Source organism: Vreelandella halophila, assembly GCF_009856365.1.
GTDB classification, from domain to species: Bacteria; Pseudomonadota; Gammaproteobacteria; order Pseudomonadales; family Oleiphilaceae; genus Halospina; species Halospina utahensis_B.
Map to the genome: position 1 here is coordinate 539,631 of NZ_WMEX01000001.1, position 15,995 is coordinate 555,625.

A 15,995-nucleotide genomic window follows, 5' to 3' on the forward strand; every position below is an offset into this window, starting at 1 on the left:
GGCATTACGCAACCCGATTGAAGGAGCATGAGGAATGGTGACGCAGGCGGTTCAGCGATGGATTGTTGCTCTCAGCTTCTCGGCGGTTCTCGTGATGGGCGCCTCCGGTGCGCGCGCCGCTGATGTTGTGACCACCACGGGGATGATCGCGGATGTGGCTGCCAACATCGCGGGTGAGTGCCTCAGCGTGGAACCCCTGATGGGGCCGGGGATTGACCCTCATCTCTATGAAACGCGCCCCAGCGATATCCCGCTTCTGCGCAACGCGGATGCGATTCTCTACAACGGCTTCAATCTGGAGGGCCAGCTCGGTAAGGTTCTCGCCAGGATGGCTGAAAGCAGGCCCACTGTTGCGGTGGGACCTGAGTCGATGAAAGACGACGATCTGATCAAGGGAGCCGGGGGCTATGCAGTGGATCCCCACCTCTGGATGGATGCCTCGCTCTGGGCCCGGATCGTGCCCACGGTGGCGGACGTTCTGGTCAGGGTCGCCCCCGATTGTGAATCCGGCATCCGCTCGCGCGCCGCGAACTACCGGCAGCAGCTCCTGACGCTGGATGAGTGGGTGAGTGCCAGCGCAGCCAGCGTTCCGGAGCAGCAGCGTATCCTTGTCACCGCACACGATGCTTTCCGCTATTTTGGTCTGGGGTACGGTATTGAAGTGGTCGGCATCCAGGGCATCAGCACCGACAGTGAGGCGGCAATCGCGGATATCCGCTCGGTCGTGGACCGGGTCGTCAGCCGTAATGTGCCCGCTATCTTCGTGGAGAGCACCATCAGCCGCCGGACAGTAGAGACGGTGGTCGATGGCGCCAGGGACCGGGGGCACGACCTGACAATCGGTGGTGAGCTCTATTCCGATGCCATGGGCGCCCGCGGTACGCCGGAAGGGACGTACATCGGTATGATCCGGCACAATACCCGGACCATTGTTGAGTCCCTGGGTGGCTCAGTTGAGTCCTGGCCCGGGAGCCTGCCGTCCTTTGCGGGCAGCGGGCGCAGCAACGCGGCAGAATGAGACTGGAGTTGCCATGAAACGGGAGAAACGCCACGAACCGGACCTGGCGCTGCATATAGAGGACCTGACCGTTGCCTACGAGGGCAAGCCGGTTCTCTGGGACATTGATGTGAATATTCCCCCGGGGGTGATGGCGGCGGTCATCGGGCCCAACGGTGCCGGTAAGAGTACGCTGATCAAGACGGTACTCGGGCTGGTGAAGCCCACAGCCGGCCATATCTGCATCCATGGTTACCCACCGCGTCAGGCACTGAAGCGTGTGGCCTATGTGCCCCAGCGATCCTCGGTGGACTGGGACTTTCCAACCACCGTTGTCGATGTGGTCATGATGGGACGCTATGGCCATCTGGGCTGGTTCCGCTGGCCCGGGAGGCGTGAGCGCAGGCGCGCCATGGATGCGCTTTCAGCTGTTGGCATGGAGGCATTCGCCAAACGGCAGATCAACCAGCTTTCCGGCGGTCAGCAGCAACGGGTCTTTCTGGCACGGGCGATGGTGCAGGACGCGGATGTGCTGTTCCTGGACGAGCCCATGGCCGGCGTGGATGCCACGACCGAGAAGGCGGTCGTGGCGCTTCTGCAGGAGCTGCGGGATCAGGGCAAGACCATCATCGTGGTGCATCATGACCTTCAGACCGTGCGCGACTACTTCGACTGGCTGGTGATCCTGAACGTGCGGGTTGTCGCCCAGGGTCCGATCCCTGAGGTGTATACAGGTGAGAACCTGCGTAAGGCCTATGGCGGCCGTATCGCTCTCCTGGATCCGGATTCCTCTGGCGAGACACCGGATGCGGTGCCGAGGGAGGTTGTGAACTGATGCTGGAGCTGCTCGGCAACCATACGGTCCAGACCGTCACGCTGGGCGCGGTGTTGCTGGGGATGGTCAGCGGCCTTCTGGGTTCCTTTGCCGTCCTGCGCCAGCAGAGCCTTCTGGGCGACACTCTGGCCCATGCCGCGTTGCCCGGCGTCTGTATCGGGTTCCTGATTGCCGGTACCCGTCATCTGGGCTGGATCATGGCCGGAGCGCTTGTCACCGCCGTGATCGCGGCTCTGTTCGTACAGGTGGTCACGCGCTACAGCCGGATCAAGATGGATGCAGGCCTGGGGGCGGCCCTGAGCGTTTCATTCGCGGTAGGCGTGGTGCTTCTGACCTACATCCAGGGCCACGCCAGTGCCTCCCAGGGTGGACTGGATTCCTTCCTGTTCGGGCAGGCGGCAGCCACACGCCCTTCCGATCTGTGGTTCATGGGTGGGGTCACCCTTGCCGCCATGGCACTGGTCGCCCTGATGTGGAAGCAGCTCAAACTGGTGACCTTTGATCCGCTGTTTGCGGGCTCCATCGGCTTGCGCGTCGGGGTTCTCGAGACGCTGCTGACGGCCATGATTGCCCTGGCCGTTGTGGTGGGGCTTCAGATGGTGGGTGTTGTCCTGATGACGGCCATGGTGATCGCGCCGCCAGTGGCGGCGCGCCAATGGGTGTCGCGGCTTGAGCACATGGTCTTCCTGGCCATGCTGATGGGAGTGATTTCCGGCGTTGTGGGCGTGCTTTTGAGTGCTGGTGTTGCCCATCTGGCCACGGGGCCGGTGGTAGTGCTGGTGGCCTCGGCGCTGGTGGCGCTGTCGTTGCTGCTGGCACCCGGGCGCGGCGTGCTGTGGAGCTGGCTGAAACTCTGGCGGGAACAGCGCTCCATCGGCCAGCGCCAGATGCTGGTGACGCTGCATAAGCTGGCGGAGCATCACGAGGATCCCTATTACCCGGTGGAACGCAGCATGCTGGACAGCTTCTATGGCGTGGCCACCAGCCATATTCTAAGACGCCTGCAGGCCCGGGGCTTTGTCGTGCCCGCCAGCCACATGCGTCAGGAGGGGCCCCACTGGGCATTGACGGATGCAGGGCATAATGAGGCCAGGCAGGAGCTGGAGCGCATGGACTGGAACCAGGCGGAGGTATGATGCAGGCGTTTCTGAACGATCCCATGGCCATGATCCTGCTGACCGGGGCCCTCGTGGCGACCTCGGGCGCCCTGCTCGGGACGTTTCTGGTTCTGCAACGCCAGAGCATGCTCTCTGACGCGATCAGCCACTCCATCGTATTCGGTATTGTGGTGGTGTGGTTGCTGACCCATGCCCAGTCCGGGCCCCTTCAGATTGCCGGGGCGGCGCTGACCGGTGTGCTGACCGTCTTCCTGACCGAAATGGTCGCCCGCACGCGCCGGGTCAAGCGTGACGCGGCCATTGGTCTGGTGTTTCCGGCGCTTTTTGCGGCGGGTGTGCTGCTGCTCAACCTCTATGCCCGGGATATTCATATCGACAGCCACACGGTGCTGCTGGGTGAGATCGGATTTGTCTGGCTGGATACCATGCCGCTGGCAGGGCTTGAGATTCCCCAGGCAGTGGTCTGGATGACGGTGGCGACGCTGGTCAACCTGGGCTTCGTGCTTGCCTGCTACAAGGAGCTCAAGCTGGCGTCCTTTGACTGGCAGCTGGCCGCCGCACTGGGGCTGGCGCCCACGCTCATGTTCTATCTGCTGTTGGGGCTGACCAGTGTGACGGCCGTAGCGGCATTTGATGCCGTGGGCGCGGTACTGTTCATCGCCTTCGTGATCGTGCCGCCCGCGACGGCTTACCTGCTGACCGACCGGCTCTCGTTGATGCTGCTCCTGGCGGTGCTGGTGGGCGTGGCGTCGACGCTGTGTGGCTACCCGCTGGCGGTCAGGCTGGATGTCTCCATTGGCGGCACAATGGCCTCCATGACGGGGGTCTTTCTGGTCCTGGCCTTCGTCCTGAGCCCACGCTACGGGGTGCTGGGACACTGGCTGAACCGGCGTGTGAAATACTCCGGCTGAGCCGATTCGCCAGTAGTCTCTGGTACTTGCCTGCGTTCGCCGGCGGCGTATAGTGGAGGAACGCGGCAGGACTGTGGCGCCGCGAGCACACGGAGGCGGCAATGCCGAACGGCACCATAGCGCTTTTTCACGATGACCGCATGCTGGCACATGAGCCGGATGTGGACGTTCCTTTCCTGCCCGGTCGCCTTGACCGGCGCATCCGCGAGATCCTGGCTGGTCTCAATGCCCAGTGGAAGTACCCGGAACACCCCGGACGTCTGCGGGCGGTGATGGATCTGCTGGCCTCCCAGCCGATTCCGGGGCTTGCCATGGAGGCTGGCCGACCGGCCACCCGGGAGGAGCTGGGGCGGGTCCACACCACTGGCTATCTCGATCTGATCGAGGAGCTGCGTGACAAGAACGCCTGGCTTGACGTGGATACCACTGCGGTTTCCGAGGGCAGCGTTCTGGCTGCCGAGGTTGCCGCCGGAACGGCGTTGGCGGCGGTCGAGGCGGTGGTTGAGGAACGCTATCGCCATGCCTTTGCGCTGGTCCGCCCGCCTGGCCACCATGCGGAGCCGGTACGGGCGCGCGGGTTCTGCCTGTTCAACAATGTGGCGGTGGCCGCGGCGCATGCACGCAGCGAGCTTGGCTGCGAGCGGGTGATGATTCTGGACTGGGATGCCCACCACGGTAATGGCACCCAGGATATCTTCTGGGCGGATCCTGACGTGATGTTCATTGATATCCACCGTGCGGCGCCGTTCTATCCCGGGTCCGGCCTGATGGAGGAGGTTGGCGTGGGCATGGCTGAGGGATCGACCGTGAATGTGCCGTTGCCCGGAGGCTCAGGGGATGTCGCCTACCTCAAGGCCATGCGCGAGATCGTGGAGCCGGCCGCGGATGCCTTCCGGCCGGATATCATCCTGGTCTCAGCAGGCTTCGACACCCACTGGTATGACCTGGCGCTGAACGTGTCCTACGAGGGCATGTCGGTGATGACGGATATCATCCAGTCCGTGGCGGAACGCCATTGTGACGGTAGGTTGGTGTTCGTGCTGGAGGGGGGCTACAACCTGGAGTCTCTTTCCCACGGAGTGCATACCGTTCTGCGGACACTGGCTGGGGAGCGCTTTCCGGAACCCGGTGCGGCCGGGGTAGCAGAAGTCGAGGCTGCGGCTCGCTTTCATCGGAATGCATTTCTGGATCCGGATCAGGAATAAGCCACGGCCACCGGCATGGGTCAGCTGCTCTGCCAGTGATCCGCGCCAATGAAGATCATCCGAAGGAAGCGGGTGGTCCGGCGCCTGATCCGGGCCAGCTCTGCCTCGTCCTCGGGTGAAATGCTGAGGATGTCGGTCAGGCTGAATGCCACCGTGCGCACCACCAGCTCACAGGCCATGTCCAGATCCTCATCACTGAGGCGGGTCAGCAGGCGGAGGTTACGCAGATCGTTGGCCAGCTCGCTGGCGAAGAACTGCATCTCGTTGCGGATGCCCTGCTGGATCGCCTGACTTTCCCCCGCCAGCCCCTGTGCCATGAAGGTGAAGAAGTTGCGATTGGCCTGAACGTGGTTCACGAAGATGGCCACGGATTCGTCCATGAGCTTGTCCGCATGCAGCACATTGGCGCGCGCTTCCCGCATCATTCCCCGCAGGACCACGCCCAGCTCATCCACCAGCGTTAGTCCCAGATCGTCCATGTTGCGGAAGTGACGGTAGAAGGATGTGGGCACCACCTCGGCCTGCCGGGTGACCTCCCGGATGCCGAGGCTGGCGAAGTGGCGGCCTCGGCCCACCAGGGTCAGCGCGGCCTCCATGAGCATGTCCCGGGTCTCGCCGGGGCGGCGTCGTTTCTGTGTTGTCATACCTTTACGGGCGCGTTCGGGCTGATCCCGGAAGTGTACCGACCTGCTGGCGGAATCGAAACGTGTGAGCCGGCTCAGATCACCTGTTGACACCCCGGAGCCCCTTGTGTACATTCGTACACAATATGTGAACAACCGTACACACGAGGCCTGTCATGCAGGAGTCAATGAACATGGAAAAGGGTGTTGATCGCGGTCAGGGCCGCTCCTACAGGGGCGTGCTGGCACGGGTCGGGCCGGGGCGTGACACCTGGCGCTGGCTCGGGCAGCAGCTGTTCAACCGGGAGAACCCGGCCATGTACTTCGATCCGCTGCTCGAGAGCATCAACCCGCTCTGGGCCCAGCGTTACATCCCGGCGCGGGTGGAAGCGATTGAAGCGGAGACCCATGACAGCAAGACCCTGACCCTGCGCCCGGCACGGCGTTGGGGTGGGTTCCGGGCCGGCCAGCACCTGAACCTGGAAGTGGAAAAGGACGGTCGCTGGTACAGCCGGCCCTTCAGCCTCTCCTGTTCACCGTCGCACTGGGAACAGGACGGCACCATTACTGTCACCATCAAGAAAGTGGCGGATGGCGAGGTCACGCCCTGGCTGCTCGAACACTTCGAACCCGGCGATGTGATCGGGATCAGCCGTGCCTACGGTGAGGATCACACCCCCGAGCCCGGTCGTCCGATGCTGTTCATCACCGGCGGCAGCGGCATCACCCCGGTGCTGAGCCAGCTGGAAGCCATGGCGGATCGTCACCTGCGCAACCCGGTCACGCTGCTGTATTTCGTGCGTACCGACGCGGACGTCATCGGGGGCCGCAAGCTGGAAGCGCTTGCCGAGCGCCTGCCGAACCTGGAGCTGCGCATCGTGGCGGCGGAGCAGGATCCGCAGAACCCGGACCATCTCGGCCCGCATCATCTGCAGGCGGTTGAAGGGCTTACGGAGCGGGATTGCTTTCTGTGTGGCCCGCCCGGGCTCATGAAACACGCTCAGAATCTGCTGGCGGACGCCGGTGTGCCGGAGGAGAAGGTCAGCAGCACGCTGTTTGCGGTAGGGCCGGGAGTGGTCGTGACCGAAGACGCCGGCGGGACCGTTCACTTCAGCCGCAGCGACATCACGGTGGAAAGCGCCGGCGATCGTCGACTGCTTGAGGAAGCCGAGTCAGCCGGCCTGAACCCGCGCTATGGCTGTCGCATGGGCATCTGCCACCAGTGCAGCTGCCGCAAGACAAGCGGCATTGTCATCAACCAGCAGACCGGACAGCCATCGGGTTATGGCGAGGAAACCATCCAGCTCTGTATCAATGTGCCCCAGGGCGCCGTTGAACTGGACCTCTAACCGAACATCGAATCGACACTGCAAGGAGAATCACCATGCAGAAGCTCAGCGAAGAACAGCTCGAAAATCTTGCACAGGACCTGGACGCCATCCGTAATGAGCAGATGGCGGATCTGGGCCAGAAGGACGCCGACTACATCCGCGGCATCATCCGCCTGCACCGGACGCTGGAGTTTGGTGGCCGGGCGCTGATGCCCCTCGGCTTCATCCCGCCGTTCTTCCTGGCCGGCATGACTTCCCTCGGGATCGCCAAGATCCTGGAAAACATGGAGATCGGCCACAACGTGATGCATGGCCAGTACGACTGGATGAACGACCCGGAGCTCAACTCCCAGACCTACGAATGGGACACCATCTGCACCGCGGATTCCTGGAAGCGGACCCACAACTACGAGCACCACACCTACACCAACGTCATCGGCAAGGACCGGGACTACGGCTACGCGGTGCTGCGCCTTGAGGATGAGACGCCCTGGAAACCGATGCACCTGCTACAGATGATCAACTTCATCAACCTGAGTGTCTTCTTCCAGTGGGGTGTGGGCGTTCACGAGCTGGAGTTCGAGAAGCTGCGCAGTGGCGAGGTGACGCTCCGGGAGAAGGCAGAGTTCCTGCGGGACTTCGCACGCAAGGGCGGCCGTCAGGTGTTCAAGGACTACGCGTTTTACCCGGCGTTGACCCTCCCGGTGGCTCCGGTCGTGATCGCGGGCAACTTCGGGGCGAACCTGATCCGTAACCTCTGGGCCTCCAGCGTGATCTTCTGCGGTCACTTCACTGAAGACGCGGAAAGCTTTACCGAGGAAGAGTGCGAGAACGAGAGTCGTGGTCACTGGTACCTGCGTCAGCTGACTGGTTCCAGTAACTTTACCGGTCTGAACTGGGTTTACACCCTGAGCGGGCACCTGAGCCACCAGATCGAGCACCACGTGTTCCCGGACATTCCGGCGTACCGGTATCGCGAGATTTCGCCCCAGGTTCAGGCCGTCTGCGAGAAGTACGGCCTGCACTACAACGCGGACAGCTTCCCACGCCAGTACGCGACCGTGCTCAAGCGTGTGACGGCCTTCTCGCTGCCGGACCGGATGCGTGAGCGGCTGTTCCCCGAGTTCAATGAAGGGGACGAGCAGGGCAAGGTGGCGGACAGGACCACCAGCACCTCCCTGGTCAGCCGCCTGCGTAACCGGGTGAGCAGTACGCTCTCAGTGGCGGCCTGATCAGGCCAGCCTGCCCATCCAGAAATTCATCGGCTTGGCCGTCTCCTCGGCCTGGTCGATGTCCTTCCAGGGGTAATGGGTCCGCAGCTCCGGCACGGGCTCATACCCCCGCTTTTTCCAGAAATCATCCAGTGGCTGGTAGTCAGCCGGTCGTAACGGATGATCCGCTGGCCGCTCCACCGCACAGAAGCAGCAGTACCGGATCCCGCCCAGTTCACTGGCGTGGGCTTCACGTTCCCCGAAAAAGCGTACGCCAATGCCCTGACCCCGGTATTCCGGCAGTAGCACCGATTCCCCGAAATAGAAGATCTCCGCCGGGTTGTAGCCCTGGTCAATGAACGGCTGAATGAAGGCGTCCTCTTCGTCTTCCAGCGGCAGTCCCGTGGCGGCACCCACAACGCGATCACCGTCCCGGGCCAGGACGAAGACACTGCGTGGCGACTGGATGTAGGTTTCCAGGTACTGCTGCTCGTAATCCATATCGCCGTCATACAGGTAGGGCCATTCACGGAAAACCTGGATCCTGAGCCTCGCGACCTCGCTGACCCAGGGCCGGATGGTTTCACCGCTGACACGTTCGAGCGTTACTGTCATTCGCTGCTGCCTCCCGGGACTGGTTATCGGCTAGGGGGTTCTTCAGATTGTCATCATTAGAGTACAGGGGCAGTGCCGTGACAATCCGGGATCAGCCGGAGGCAGTGGGGTATCCCTTGTCAAACGAACCGGATTGGCGTGACGTATAAAGAACAAAGGCCATGAAAAGCGGAGGGCAGCATGGTGGGATACTCCAGGCGCAGGGTGCTTGGCGGCCTGGGCGCAGGGCTGGCGGTTGCTGCATGGCCAGGGCTGGCGGCTGCAGCCGGGAAGGCATTGAATCGCGCTGCCCTGCCGAATGGGGGTGGTTCCATTCCGGTGATCGGCATGGGCACCTGGCGCACCTTCAATGTGGGGGGAGACCCGGAACTTCGAGAGGCACGCACCCAGGTACTGGCGGCGTTCTTCGAGGAGGGTGGCGGGCTGATTGACTCCTCGCCCATGTACGGATCGGCGCAGTCGGTGCTCGGGCATGGGCTCGAAAAGCTGGGGTACCCGGATTCGCTGTTTGCCGCGGACAAGGTCTGGACCCGGGATGGCGGTGCCACGCGGGAGCAGGCGGCGGAGTCGTCCGCTAACTGGGGTCTCGAACGGTTCGACCTGCTGCAGGTGCACAACCTGCTGGCTTGGGAGGCCCACCTGGAAACCCTCCAGGCCATGAAGGAGGCGGGGGAGGTGGGTGCGATTGGCATTACCACCTCGCACGGGCGCCGGCTCGACCAGTTCGAGCGGATCATGGAGCGCCACGAGCTGGATTTTATCCAGCTGACCTACAATATCCGCGACCGCTGGGCCGAGGACCGGATACTGCCGCTGGCCCGGGAAAAGGGCATTGCCGTTATTGCCAACCGGCCCTACCAGGGAGGCTCGCTTATCAGGGGCGTGCAGCGTCGGGGCACGCCCCTTCCAGACTGGGCGGACGAAATCGACTGCCGTACCTGGGCAGACTTCCTGCTCAAATTCATCGTCTCGCATCCGGCGGTGACCTGCGCTATTCCCGCCACCACGAGCGCCGAGCATGTGCGAGAGAACATGGCAGCCGGGCGGGGGATCATGCCGGACGCCGCGCAACGCCAACGCATGATTGAAGCACTGGCAGAGGTCTAGCCCATGCTGGGGGCGCTCGATACCTACGCACTGCGGGACTTCGTGCCGGTCACACCCGAAGTGTGGTCCGGTCTGTTCGAGCGCCTCAACGGGCAGGTGTGGCCATGGCAGGGCCTGTTCCTCTTGCTCATGCTTTTCGCGCTCTGGCGGCTCCACCGGGGCGGCAGCGCCACCGCTGGGCTGGCGCTGGCGGCGTGCTGGTGCTGGTCCGCCGTCCAGTTCCAGTTTCTGCTGCACGCACCTCTGAACTGGGCAGCCAGCCTCATGGGGTGGGCCTTTATGGTTCAGGCGGTGCTGGTGTTCCTGGTGGGCCTTGGAGGCGGCTGGCGGTTCAGCGGCGGGTTGCGGGCGAAGCTGGGAGTCGTTCTGGTGCTGGCAGGCATCGTTGTACTGCCGGTGACCGGCCCATTGACGGGGCGCAGCTGGGCGGCGTTCGAGGTTGCCGGCACGGCGCCAACACCCACGGCCCTGGTAACGCTGGGCATGCTGCTCCTGGCACGCCCCATCAGCTGGGTGACGGGGGTGATCCCCGTGCTCTGGCTGGTCTACAGCAGTGTGATCTGGTGGGTCAGTGGCTGGCTGCCGGGAGCGGTCGTGGCTCCCCTGGCTATTGGCACTCTCGGAGTTGCCATGGGTGCCAGCCCTTGGTCCCGAGGCAGGGAACCGTCCTAGAACAACCCGATCTGAGGCGGTTCCGTGTTGATCGCCAGTTCTGCCAGCTCTGGCACCCGCTCCCCCAGCAGTTCATGCCAGAACGCAGCCAGTGCCAGGGCATCGCCATTGTCCGGCATGTGCATGAATATGTATGGATGCCGCCCCTCAGCAATCCATTCGCTCACCCGTTCCGCCCAGGGCGTCAGGAAAGGACGATTGCTCTCAAGGTCTGGATGGCCGATGTAGCGGACCACTGGTGGGGCATCCACGGGCAGCAGGTGGATGGGAAGCCGGGGTTTGCGGCTCTGGGCTTCCCATGTTGCCTCGGATTCCGGTGTGGCGGTAAACAGCGCCCGGGTATCAAAGCACACCCGGGCGAGGTTGCGCTCGCGCAGGCCCCGGTTCAGCGCCTTCTCGGCATCCCCTTTTTCGAAGAAGGCGGGGTGCCGAACCTCGACCGCGCAGGTCAGGGGCGCGGGGAGAGCGTCCACGAAGCGCCAGAGGTTATCCAGTTGCTCCGGGCCGAAGTTCGGCGGTAACTGGAGCAGAAAGGGGCCCAGCACGTCTGCAAGCGGTTCAAGGGGTGCCAGGAACTCCCGGACCGCAGTCTCTGAGCCGGTGAGCAGCCGGTCATGGCTGATTTCACGTGGAAACTTGAACAGGAACCGGAAGTCGTCGGGTACCTGGGAGCGCCATTGGGCACATTGTTCCCGGGTGGGTGTGGCGTAGAAAGTGGTATTGCCCTCGACGCAGCCGAACACCCGGCTGTAGCGTGCAAGTGGCGTTGCTCCCGGTGGGAGCAGGGTGTTCCAGCTGGGATCCTGCCACTGCGGGCAGCCGAGGGCGTAGTGGGTCATGGCGCACAGGGTAAACCAGAACATCGCGGCCATCACGGAGGGACGCGGGGTGCTCTGGCTTCTATACTGACGGTTTGAGGCTGTGGAGGCCCTATGCTGGCGGATATGACTGCAATGGAGATCGCCGGCCAGATTGTCGCGCTGGTCTCACTGGGCTTCTGCATCGCCGGGTTTGCCAGCACCCGGGATGATCGCCTGATGCTGCTGCTGATTGGCGCCAACGTGGCCTTCGCCCTCCAGTACGCGCTTTTCCAGAGCTGGACCGCCGCGGCACTGACGGTGCTGGTGATCCTGCGCATCCATCTGGCACAGCGCTTTCAGGGCAATGTCGCCGTGATGCTGGGCATGCTGGCGGTCAGTGGCGTGGCAGCGGTGCTCACCTGGCAGAGCTGGATCGACCTGTTCCCGATGACGGCGATGGTGCTGGGCACCGTGGGCATGTTCATGCTCCGGGGCATTCCCATGCGGCTTTTTCTGGCCGGAGCCGGGCTGGCCTGGATGGGCAACAACATCGCCATCGGCTCGGTGGGCGCAACGCTCGCGGAGGCTCTTGTGGTGGTCACCAATTGTGTGACTATCCTGCGCCTGCAGCGGATGCGGCGGCGTTACCCGGATGTGGAGTTGCCCTGAGTCCTGCTGCGATCAGCGAGGTGTTCTCGGCCTCAGGCGCTGCCGAAGAAGCGCTCCAGTACACCGGCCTGGCGTAATCCCGGAACCGGGAGGTTGGCATGTTCGTCCATCGCGCGCCGCCAGTAGTGCTCGGGGTCGTCCATGGTGGCTGCCTGTTCCCGTTCGGCCGTGCTGAAGGAGTTATGCTCGCCACTGAAGCCCGCCTCGATGAGGTCGAGGGTCCAGAGGTAGATCGTTGAACGGACCAGGCGCAACAGGTCGGAGTAGGTCTCGCGGTTGATCGTGAGCGCCAGGTCGGTGGTCAGATTGACCCGGGTCTGCAGTTCACGCATCGCTTCCGCGGAGAGAGCATGCTGAATGTAGCTGTCCTTGCGGTAACGGAGGCAGGTTTTCTCCAGGCTGCGGACACCGTCCCTCAGATCCATATGCGCTTCCCTGCGGTTCTGTTCCTCGCTGACGGGGGCGGGAATCCAGCCGTACTGGGGCGACCGTGTCATCAGGTGGCCGGGGAGATTCCGCCGGTAGTCAGGCAGGTCCACTTCCTCGCTGTAACCGGCAAACTCGTTCTGGAGCCAGCTTCCCATCCTGCGATTGCGGAGCATCAGCGACAGAGTGATCGAGGCGGGCAGGACCTCCTCGAGCGGGTCCTGAGGGTCCCTGACGCGCTGTTCCAGTGCATCGACCGGTGCTCCCATGGTGCCTCTCCTTCTGGTTCCCTGTTTGTTGTTTTAACGCAGACCTGACAGGGTCATCCAGCTTGATGAATGTCACAGTCTTCAAGCTAGGTTACCGGGGCGGAAGGTGCAACTGAACAGATGTTGAGCATCGGTAACACTGTGTCACCGATGCGCTGGGCGCTCAGGTGGAGAGGTTCCCGAGCGCGTCGGCCGCGATGCCGAATGAGTGCTTACGGGCGTCGTGATCGTGGATCTGGCCGGTCAGGATCAGCTCGTCCGAGCCGGTGCGTTCCAGGAAGGCCTTCAGCCAGCGCTCCACCGTCTCCGGCGAACCGACGGCTGACTCTTTCAGGGCGTGACGGGCAGTGCCGAGTTCGGCCCGGCTGCCCAGGCTGTCAGGGTCATCCACTGGAGGCTGGAGTGGTCCAGGGGTCCCCCGCCGCAGGGCAATGAACTGCTGTTCCATGGAGGTCATGAGCCGGCGGCCTTCCATGTCCGTATCCGCGGCGAAAACGTTGGCGGCGGCCGCTACATAGGGCCTGGCCAGGCGTTCCGATGGCTGGAACTGCTCGCGATAGACCCGGATGGCTTCGTCCAGCATGTCCGGTGCGAAGTGGGAGGCAAAGGCATAGGGCAGCCCCAGCGCCGCCGCCAGCTGGGCTCCGAAAAGGCTGGAGCCGAGGATCCAGACGGGCACCCGGGTACCGGCGCCTGGAACGGCCTGAACACGCTGGCCCGGCTGTACTGGTTCCAGGAAATGCAGCAGCTCCTGTACTTCCTGCGGGAAGCGGTTGGCCGCCGAATGATGGTCCCGGCGCAGGGCGCGCAGGGTTTCCTGATCGGTACCCGGAGCGCGCCCCAGGCCGAGGTCCACGCGCCCGGGGTAGAGGCTCTCCAGAGTGCCGAACTGTTCCGCCACCACCAGCGGCGCATGGTTGGGGAGCATCATTCCGGCGGCTCCCACTCCGATGCTGCTGGTATTGGCGGCGATGTGGCCCAGCGCCACCGGCGTGGCCGCGCTGGCGATACCGGTCATGTTGTGGTGCTCCGCCATCCAGAACCGGCTGTACCCAAGGGACTCGGCGTGTTGGGCCAGATCGGCCGCGTTGAGCAGTGCCTGCCGCGGCGTGCTGCCTTCATTCACGGGGGCGAGATCGAGCAGGGAATAGCGCGTCATGGTCGCTCCTGATACGGGTTCAGGTCACACAGTAGCGAGCCGGTACCGTTGCCGGCAATACGGGGTTGCCGGCGGGCTTCGCAACGGCCTTCAGCGTCTGTAGTATGCCCCTGTTTTCCAGCGTGGCCCGAGTGAGCCCCGATCGAACCGGCTTTAAGGAGTGCGTGCATTGGATTTCCTGCTGGAAGTAACCCTGTTCCTGCTGGCGGCGGTGATTGCCGTGCCCATTTTCCAGTGGCTGGGGTTCGGAGCCGTGCTCGGGTACCTGGTTGCCGGTGTCATCATGGGCCCGTCACTGTTCAGTGTGATCGACGATGTCGAGAGTATGCTGCGCTTCGCCAAGATCGGGGTGGTGCTGCTGCTGTTTCTCGTGGGGCTGGAGCTGGCGCCGCAACGGCTCTGGGTGATGCGCAGGAACATCTTCGGTCAGGGGATGGCCGGCGTGCTTGTGTGTGCCATCCCGATGGGCGTAGTCGCCTGGGCCGGATTCGGTCTGGACTGGCAGACGTCGCTGATCATCGCGCTGGGTCTGGCGTTCTCCTCCACGGCCTTCGCCATGCAGGTGCTCTCCGAGCATAATGAGCTTTCCTCGCTCCATGGCCGCAGCGCCTTTGCCATGCTGCTGTTCAAGTACATTGCGCTGCTGCCGCTGCTGGCTGCGATTCCGCTCATGGGTGAGGGCAGTACCGCGTCCATGGACCCGCTCGGAATCGCCCAGGCCATTGCCCGCACCCTGGTGGTGCTGGTCGCGGTGATCGTTGGCGGCCACTACCTGCTGCGGCCGGTTTTCCGCACGGTGGCGCGCATCGGTGCACGCGAGACCTTCACCGCTACCGCGCTGCTGGTGGTGCTCGGGGTGTCCCAGATCCTGAAGATGGCCGGCATGCCCATGGAGCTGGGGGCCTTTCTGGCCGGCGTACTGCTGGCGGACTCCGAATACCGGCATGAGATCCATCTCTCCATCGAGCCGTTCAAGGGGCTGCTGATGGGGCTTTTCTTCATGTCCGTGGGCATGTCGGCCGATCTGCACATGCTGGCGGATATGCCCGGGCTGGTGTTCGGTATCACTGGCGGGGTGCTGCTGCTCAAGATCACCGTTCTCTATGCTGTCGGGCGGCTTGGTGGGCTCGATGACAAGGGCAGCAGGGCACTCGCCGCACTCATGCCCCAGGGTGGTGAGCTGGCGTTCGTGCTGTTCTCCATGGCCATGACCTACGGGGTCATGAGCGAGTCCGTGACCGACGTATTGTTTGCGGTGGTGATCCTCACCATGGCCGCCACGCCCTTCACCTTCCTTTTCAATCGTCGGATTCTGGATCCGATGCTGGCCACCTCGGAGATCGACGATCGGCCCTATGATTCGGTGGGAGAGGATGAGGAAAAGCCCAAGGTTCTGATCTGCGGCTTCGGGGGCTTTGGCCAGATGGTGGGCCGACTGCTGCACAGCGCCGAGATCCCGTTCTCCGCGCTGGATGCCAACCCCCTGCAGGTTGATTTCATCCGCCGTTACGGGCACCGCATCTACTATGGCGACCCGGCACGCGTGGACCTGCTGACAACCGCAGGCGCCCGGGATGCACAGGCCATCATTGTCGCGGTGGAGAATGCGGAGTACTCCATGCGCATCGTGGACCATGTCCGGCGCAACTTCCCGACCGTTCCGGTCTACGCCCGCGCGCGCAACCGCCAGCACGCCTGGCGCCTGATGGATCTCGGCTGCCGGGTGATCACTCGCGAGACCCTGTCGGGCAGCATGCACATGGGCGAGCAGCTGCTGCAGATCTTCGGCTGGGATGAGGATGAGGCCCGCGAAGCGGTGCAGGTCTTCCGGGATCACGATGAGGAGGAGTTGCGCAAGTACTACGCCATCCACCAGGAGAAGGGCAGCCGTAACCCCAGTGACCAGGAAATCATCGACGAACTGGAGGGGCTGTTCCAGTCGGACGAGGCGGAATCCATCGATCCGGACAGTCTTCAGCACTCGAGCAGCTGACCCCGTCTCCTGAAGTGTCTTGAATCTGTTGCTGCTTTCGTTCAGTTTTGCACA

General features: G+C 63.5%; 16 protein-coding genes. 11 read left to right on the forward strand and 5 right to left on the reverse strand.

Features of this window, described 5'->3' with window-relative positions:
* The first annotated feature begins 34 nt into the window (after positions 1-34).
* The 5 genes from GLW01_RS02360 to GLW01_RS02380 all read left to right on the forward strand — a co-directional run bounded on the left by GLW01_RS02360 (position 35) and on the right by GLW01_RS02380 (position 5,066).
* Positions 35-1,018 (forward strand): metal ABC transporter solute-binding protein, Zn/Mn family, encoded by a 984-nt coding sequence (locus GLW01_RS02360; protein WP_237416453.1) that lies wholly within the window; start codon positions 35-37, stop codon positions 1,016-1,018.
* A 13-nt stretch (positions 1,019-1,031) separates the two neighbouring features.
* Positions 1,032-1,832 carry a metal ABC transporter ATP-binding protein gene (locus tag GLW01_RS02365; RefSeq protein ID WP_160898014.1) on the forward strand — a complete coding sequence of 267 codons (801 nt, stop codon included), beginning with the start codon at positions 1,032-1,034 and terminating at the stop codon, positions 1,830-1,832.
* Entirely contained in the window at positions 1,832-2,968 is a 1,137-nt protein-coding gene (locus tag GLW01_RS02370) for a metal ABC transporter permease (RefSeq protein WP_151438958.1), read from the forward strand. The genes GLW01_RS02365 and GLW01_RS02370 overlap by 1 nt, the downstream gene beginning before the upstream one ends.
* A complete protein-coding gene (locus GLW01_RS02375; RefSeq protein WP_160898015.1) occupies positions 2,965-3,861 on the forward strand; it encodes a metal ABC transporter permease in 897 nt (298 codons plus the stop codon). The genes GLW01_RS02370 and GLW01_RS02375 overlap by 4 nt, the downstream gene beginning before the upstream one ends.
* 101 nt (positions 3,862-3,962) lie before the next feature.
* Positions 3,963-5,066 carry a histone deacetylase family protein gene (locus GLW01_RS02380; protein ID WP_160898016.1) on the forward strand — a complete coding sequence of 368 codons (1,104 nt, stop codon included), beginning with the start codon at positions 3,963-3,965 and terminating at the stop codon, positions 5,064-5,066.
* A gap of 20 nt (positions 5,067-5,086) precedes the next feature.
* Here GLW01_RS02380 and GLW01_RS02385 read toward each other — a convergent pair whose 3' ends face one another.
* Positions 5,087-5,710, reverse strand: coding sequence for a TetR family transcriptional regulator (locus tag GLW01_RS02385; protein ID WP_160898017.1), 624 nt, complete (start codon positions 5,708-5,710; stop codon positions 5,087-5,089).
* A gap of 173 nt (positions 5,711-5,883) precedes the next feature.
* Here GLW01_RS02385 and GLW01_RS02390 point away from each other — a divergent pair, with 173 nt between their 5' ends.
* Together GLW01_RS02390 and GLW01_RS02395 are read left to right on the forward strand one after the other, a co-directional pair.
* Entirely contained in the window at positions 5,884-7,038 is a 1,155-nt protein-coding gene (locus tag GLW01_RS02390) for an FAD-binding oxidoreductase (protein WP_160898120.1), read from the forward strand.
* Between the two features lie 35 nt (positions 7,039-7,073).
* The gene (locus GLW01_RS02395; protein WP_160898018.1) at positions 7,074-8,252 is read left to right on the forward strand and encodes a fatty acid desaturase family protein; all 1,179 of its coding nucleotides are present in this window, start codon (positions 7,074-7,076) and stop codon (positions 8,250-8,252) included.
* On the opposite strand, the gene GLW01_RS02400 is transcribed toward GLW01_RS02395, so the two are convergent.
* Positions 8,253-8,846 carry a GNAT family N-acetyltransferase gene (locus tag GLW01_RS02400; RefSeq protein WP_160898019.1) on the reverse strand — a complete coding sequence of 198 codons (594 nt, stop codon included), beginning with the start codon at positions 8,844-8,846 and terminating at the stop codon, positions 8,253-8,255.
* Between the two features lie 180 nt (positions 8,847-9,026).
* Here GLW01_RS02400 and GLW01_RS02405 point away from each other — a divergent pair, with 180 nt between their 5' ends.
* Positions 9,027-9,953 carry an aldo/keto reductase gene (locus tag GLW01_RS02405; RefSeq protein WP_160898020.1) on the forward strand — a complete coding sequence of 309 codons (927 nt, stop codon included), beginning with the start codon at positions 9,027-9,029 and terminating at the stop codon, positions 9,951-9,953.
* A 3-nt stretch (positions 9,954-9,956) separates the two neighbouring features.
* On the forward strand, positions 9,957-10,625 hold the full coding sequence (locus tag GLW01_RS02410; protein WP_160898021.1) for a hypothetical protein: 669 nt from the start codon (positions 9,957-9,959) through the stop codon (positions 10,623-10,625).
* On the opposite strand, the gene GLW01_RS02415 is transcribed toward GLW01_RS02410, so the two are convergent.
* A complete protein-coding gene (locus tag GLW01_RS02415) occupies positions 10,622-11,488 on the reverse strand; it encodes a DUF72 domain-containing protein (RefSeq protein ID WP_237416454.1) in 867 nt (288 codons plus the stop codon). The genes GLW01_RS02410 and GLW01_RS02415 overlap by 4 nt on opposite strands.
* 69 nt (positions 11,489-11,557) lie before the next feature.
* On the opposite strand from GLW01_RS02415, the gene GLW01_RS02420 reads away from it, so the two are divergent.
* Positions 11,558-12,094 (forward strand): YgjV family protein, encoded by a 537-nt coding sequence (locus tag GLW01_RS02420; RefSeq protein ID WP_160898022.1) that lies wholly within the window; start codon positions 11,558-11,560, stop codon positions 12,092-12,094.
* A 32-nt stretch (positions 12,095-12,126) separates the two neighbouring features.
* On the opposite strand, the gene GLW01_RS02425 is transcribed toward GLW01_RS02420, so the two are convergent.
* Positions 12,127-12,789, reverse strand: coding sequence for a hypothetical protein (locus tag GLW01_RS02425; protein WP_151438968.1), 663 nt, complete (start codon positions 12,787-12,789; stop codon positions 12,127-12,129).
* 163 nt (positions 12,790-12,952) lie between these two features.
* On the reverse strand, positions 12,953-13,948 hold the full coding sequence (locus tag GLW01_RS02430; RefSeq protein ID WP_160898023.1) for an LLM class flavin-dependent oxidoreductase: 996 nt from the start codon (positions 13,946-13,948) through the stop codon (positions 12,953-12,955).
* Between the two features lie 169 nt (positions 13,949-14,117).
* Between GLW01_RS02430 and GLW01_RS02435 the strand changes: the two genes are divergently transcribed.
* A complete protein-coding gene (locus tag GLW01_RS02435; protein WP_160898024.1) occupies positions 14,118-15,941 on the forward strand; it encodes a monovalent cation:proton antiporter-2 (CPA2) family protein in 1,824 nt (607 codons plus the stop codon).
* Positions 15,942-15,995: the final 54 nt, after the last annotated feature.

Coding starts and splice junctions, on each gene's coding strand:
- GLW01_RS02360 (WP_237416453.1), top strand. CDS start 35: ATGGTGACGCAGGCGGTTCAGCGATGGATTGTTGCTCTCAGCTTCTCG.
- GLW01_RS02365 (WP_160898014.1), top strand. CDS start 1,032: ATGAAACGGGAGAAACGCCACGAACCGGACCTGGCGCTGCATATAGAG.
- GLW01_RS02370 (WP_151438958.1), top strand. CDS start 1,832: ATGCTGGAGCTGCTCGGCAACCATACGGTCCAGACCGTCACGCTGGGC.
- GLW01_RS02375 (WP_160898015.1), top strand. CDS start 2,965: ATGATGCAGGCGTTTCTGAACGATCCCATGGCCATGATCCTGCTGACC.
- GLW01_RS02380 (WP_160898016.1), top strand. CDS start 3,963: ATGCCGAACGGCACCATAGCGCTTTTTCACGATGACCGCATGCTGGCA.
- GLW01_RS02385 (WP_160898017.1), bottom strand. CDS start 5,710: ATGACAACACAGAAACGACGCCGCCCCGGCGAGACCCGGGACATGCTC.
- GLW01_RS02390 (WP_160898120.1), top strand. CDS start 5,884: ATGGAAAAGGGTGTTGATCGCGGTCAGGGCCGCTCCTACAGGGGCGTG.
- GLW01_RS02395 (WP_160898018.1), top strand. CDS start 7,074: ATGCAGAAGCTCAGCGAAGAACAGCTCGAAAATCTTGCACAGGACCTG.
- GLW01_RS02400 (WP_160898019.1), bottom strand. CDS start 8,846: ATGACAGTAACGCTCGAACGTGTCAGCGGTGAAACCATCCGGCCCTGG.
- GLW01_RS02405 (WP_160898020.1), top strand. CDS start 9,027: ATGGTGGGATACTCCAGGCGCAGGGTGCTTGGCGGCCTGGGCGCAGGG.
- GLW01_RS02410 (WP_160898021.1), top strand. CDS start 9,957: ATGCTGGGGGCGCTCGATACCTACGCACTGCGGGACTTCGTGCCGGTC.
- GLW01_RS02415 (WP_237416454.1), bottom strand. CDS start 11,488: ATGTTCTGGTTTACCCTGTGCGCCATGACCCACTACGCCCTCGGCTGC.
- GLW01_RS02420 (WP_160898022.1), top strand. CDS start 11,558: ATGCTGGCGGATATGACTGCAATGGAGATCGCCGGCCAGATTGTCGCG.
- GLW01_RS02425 (WP_151438968.1), bottom strand. CDS start 12,789: ATGGGAGCACCGGTCGATGCACTGGAACAGCGCGTCAGGGACCCTCAG.
- GLW01_RS02430 (WP_160898023.1), bottom strand. CDS start 13,948: ATGACGCGCTATTCCCTGCTCGATCTCGCCCCCGTGAATGAAGGCAGC.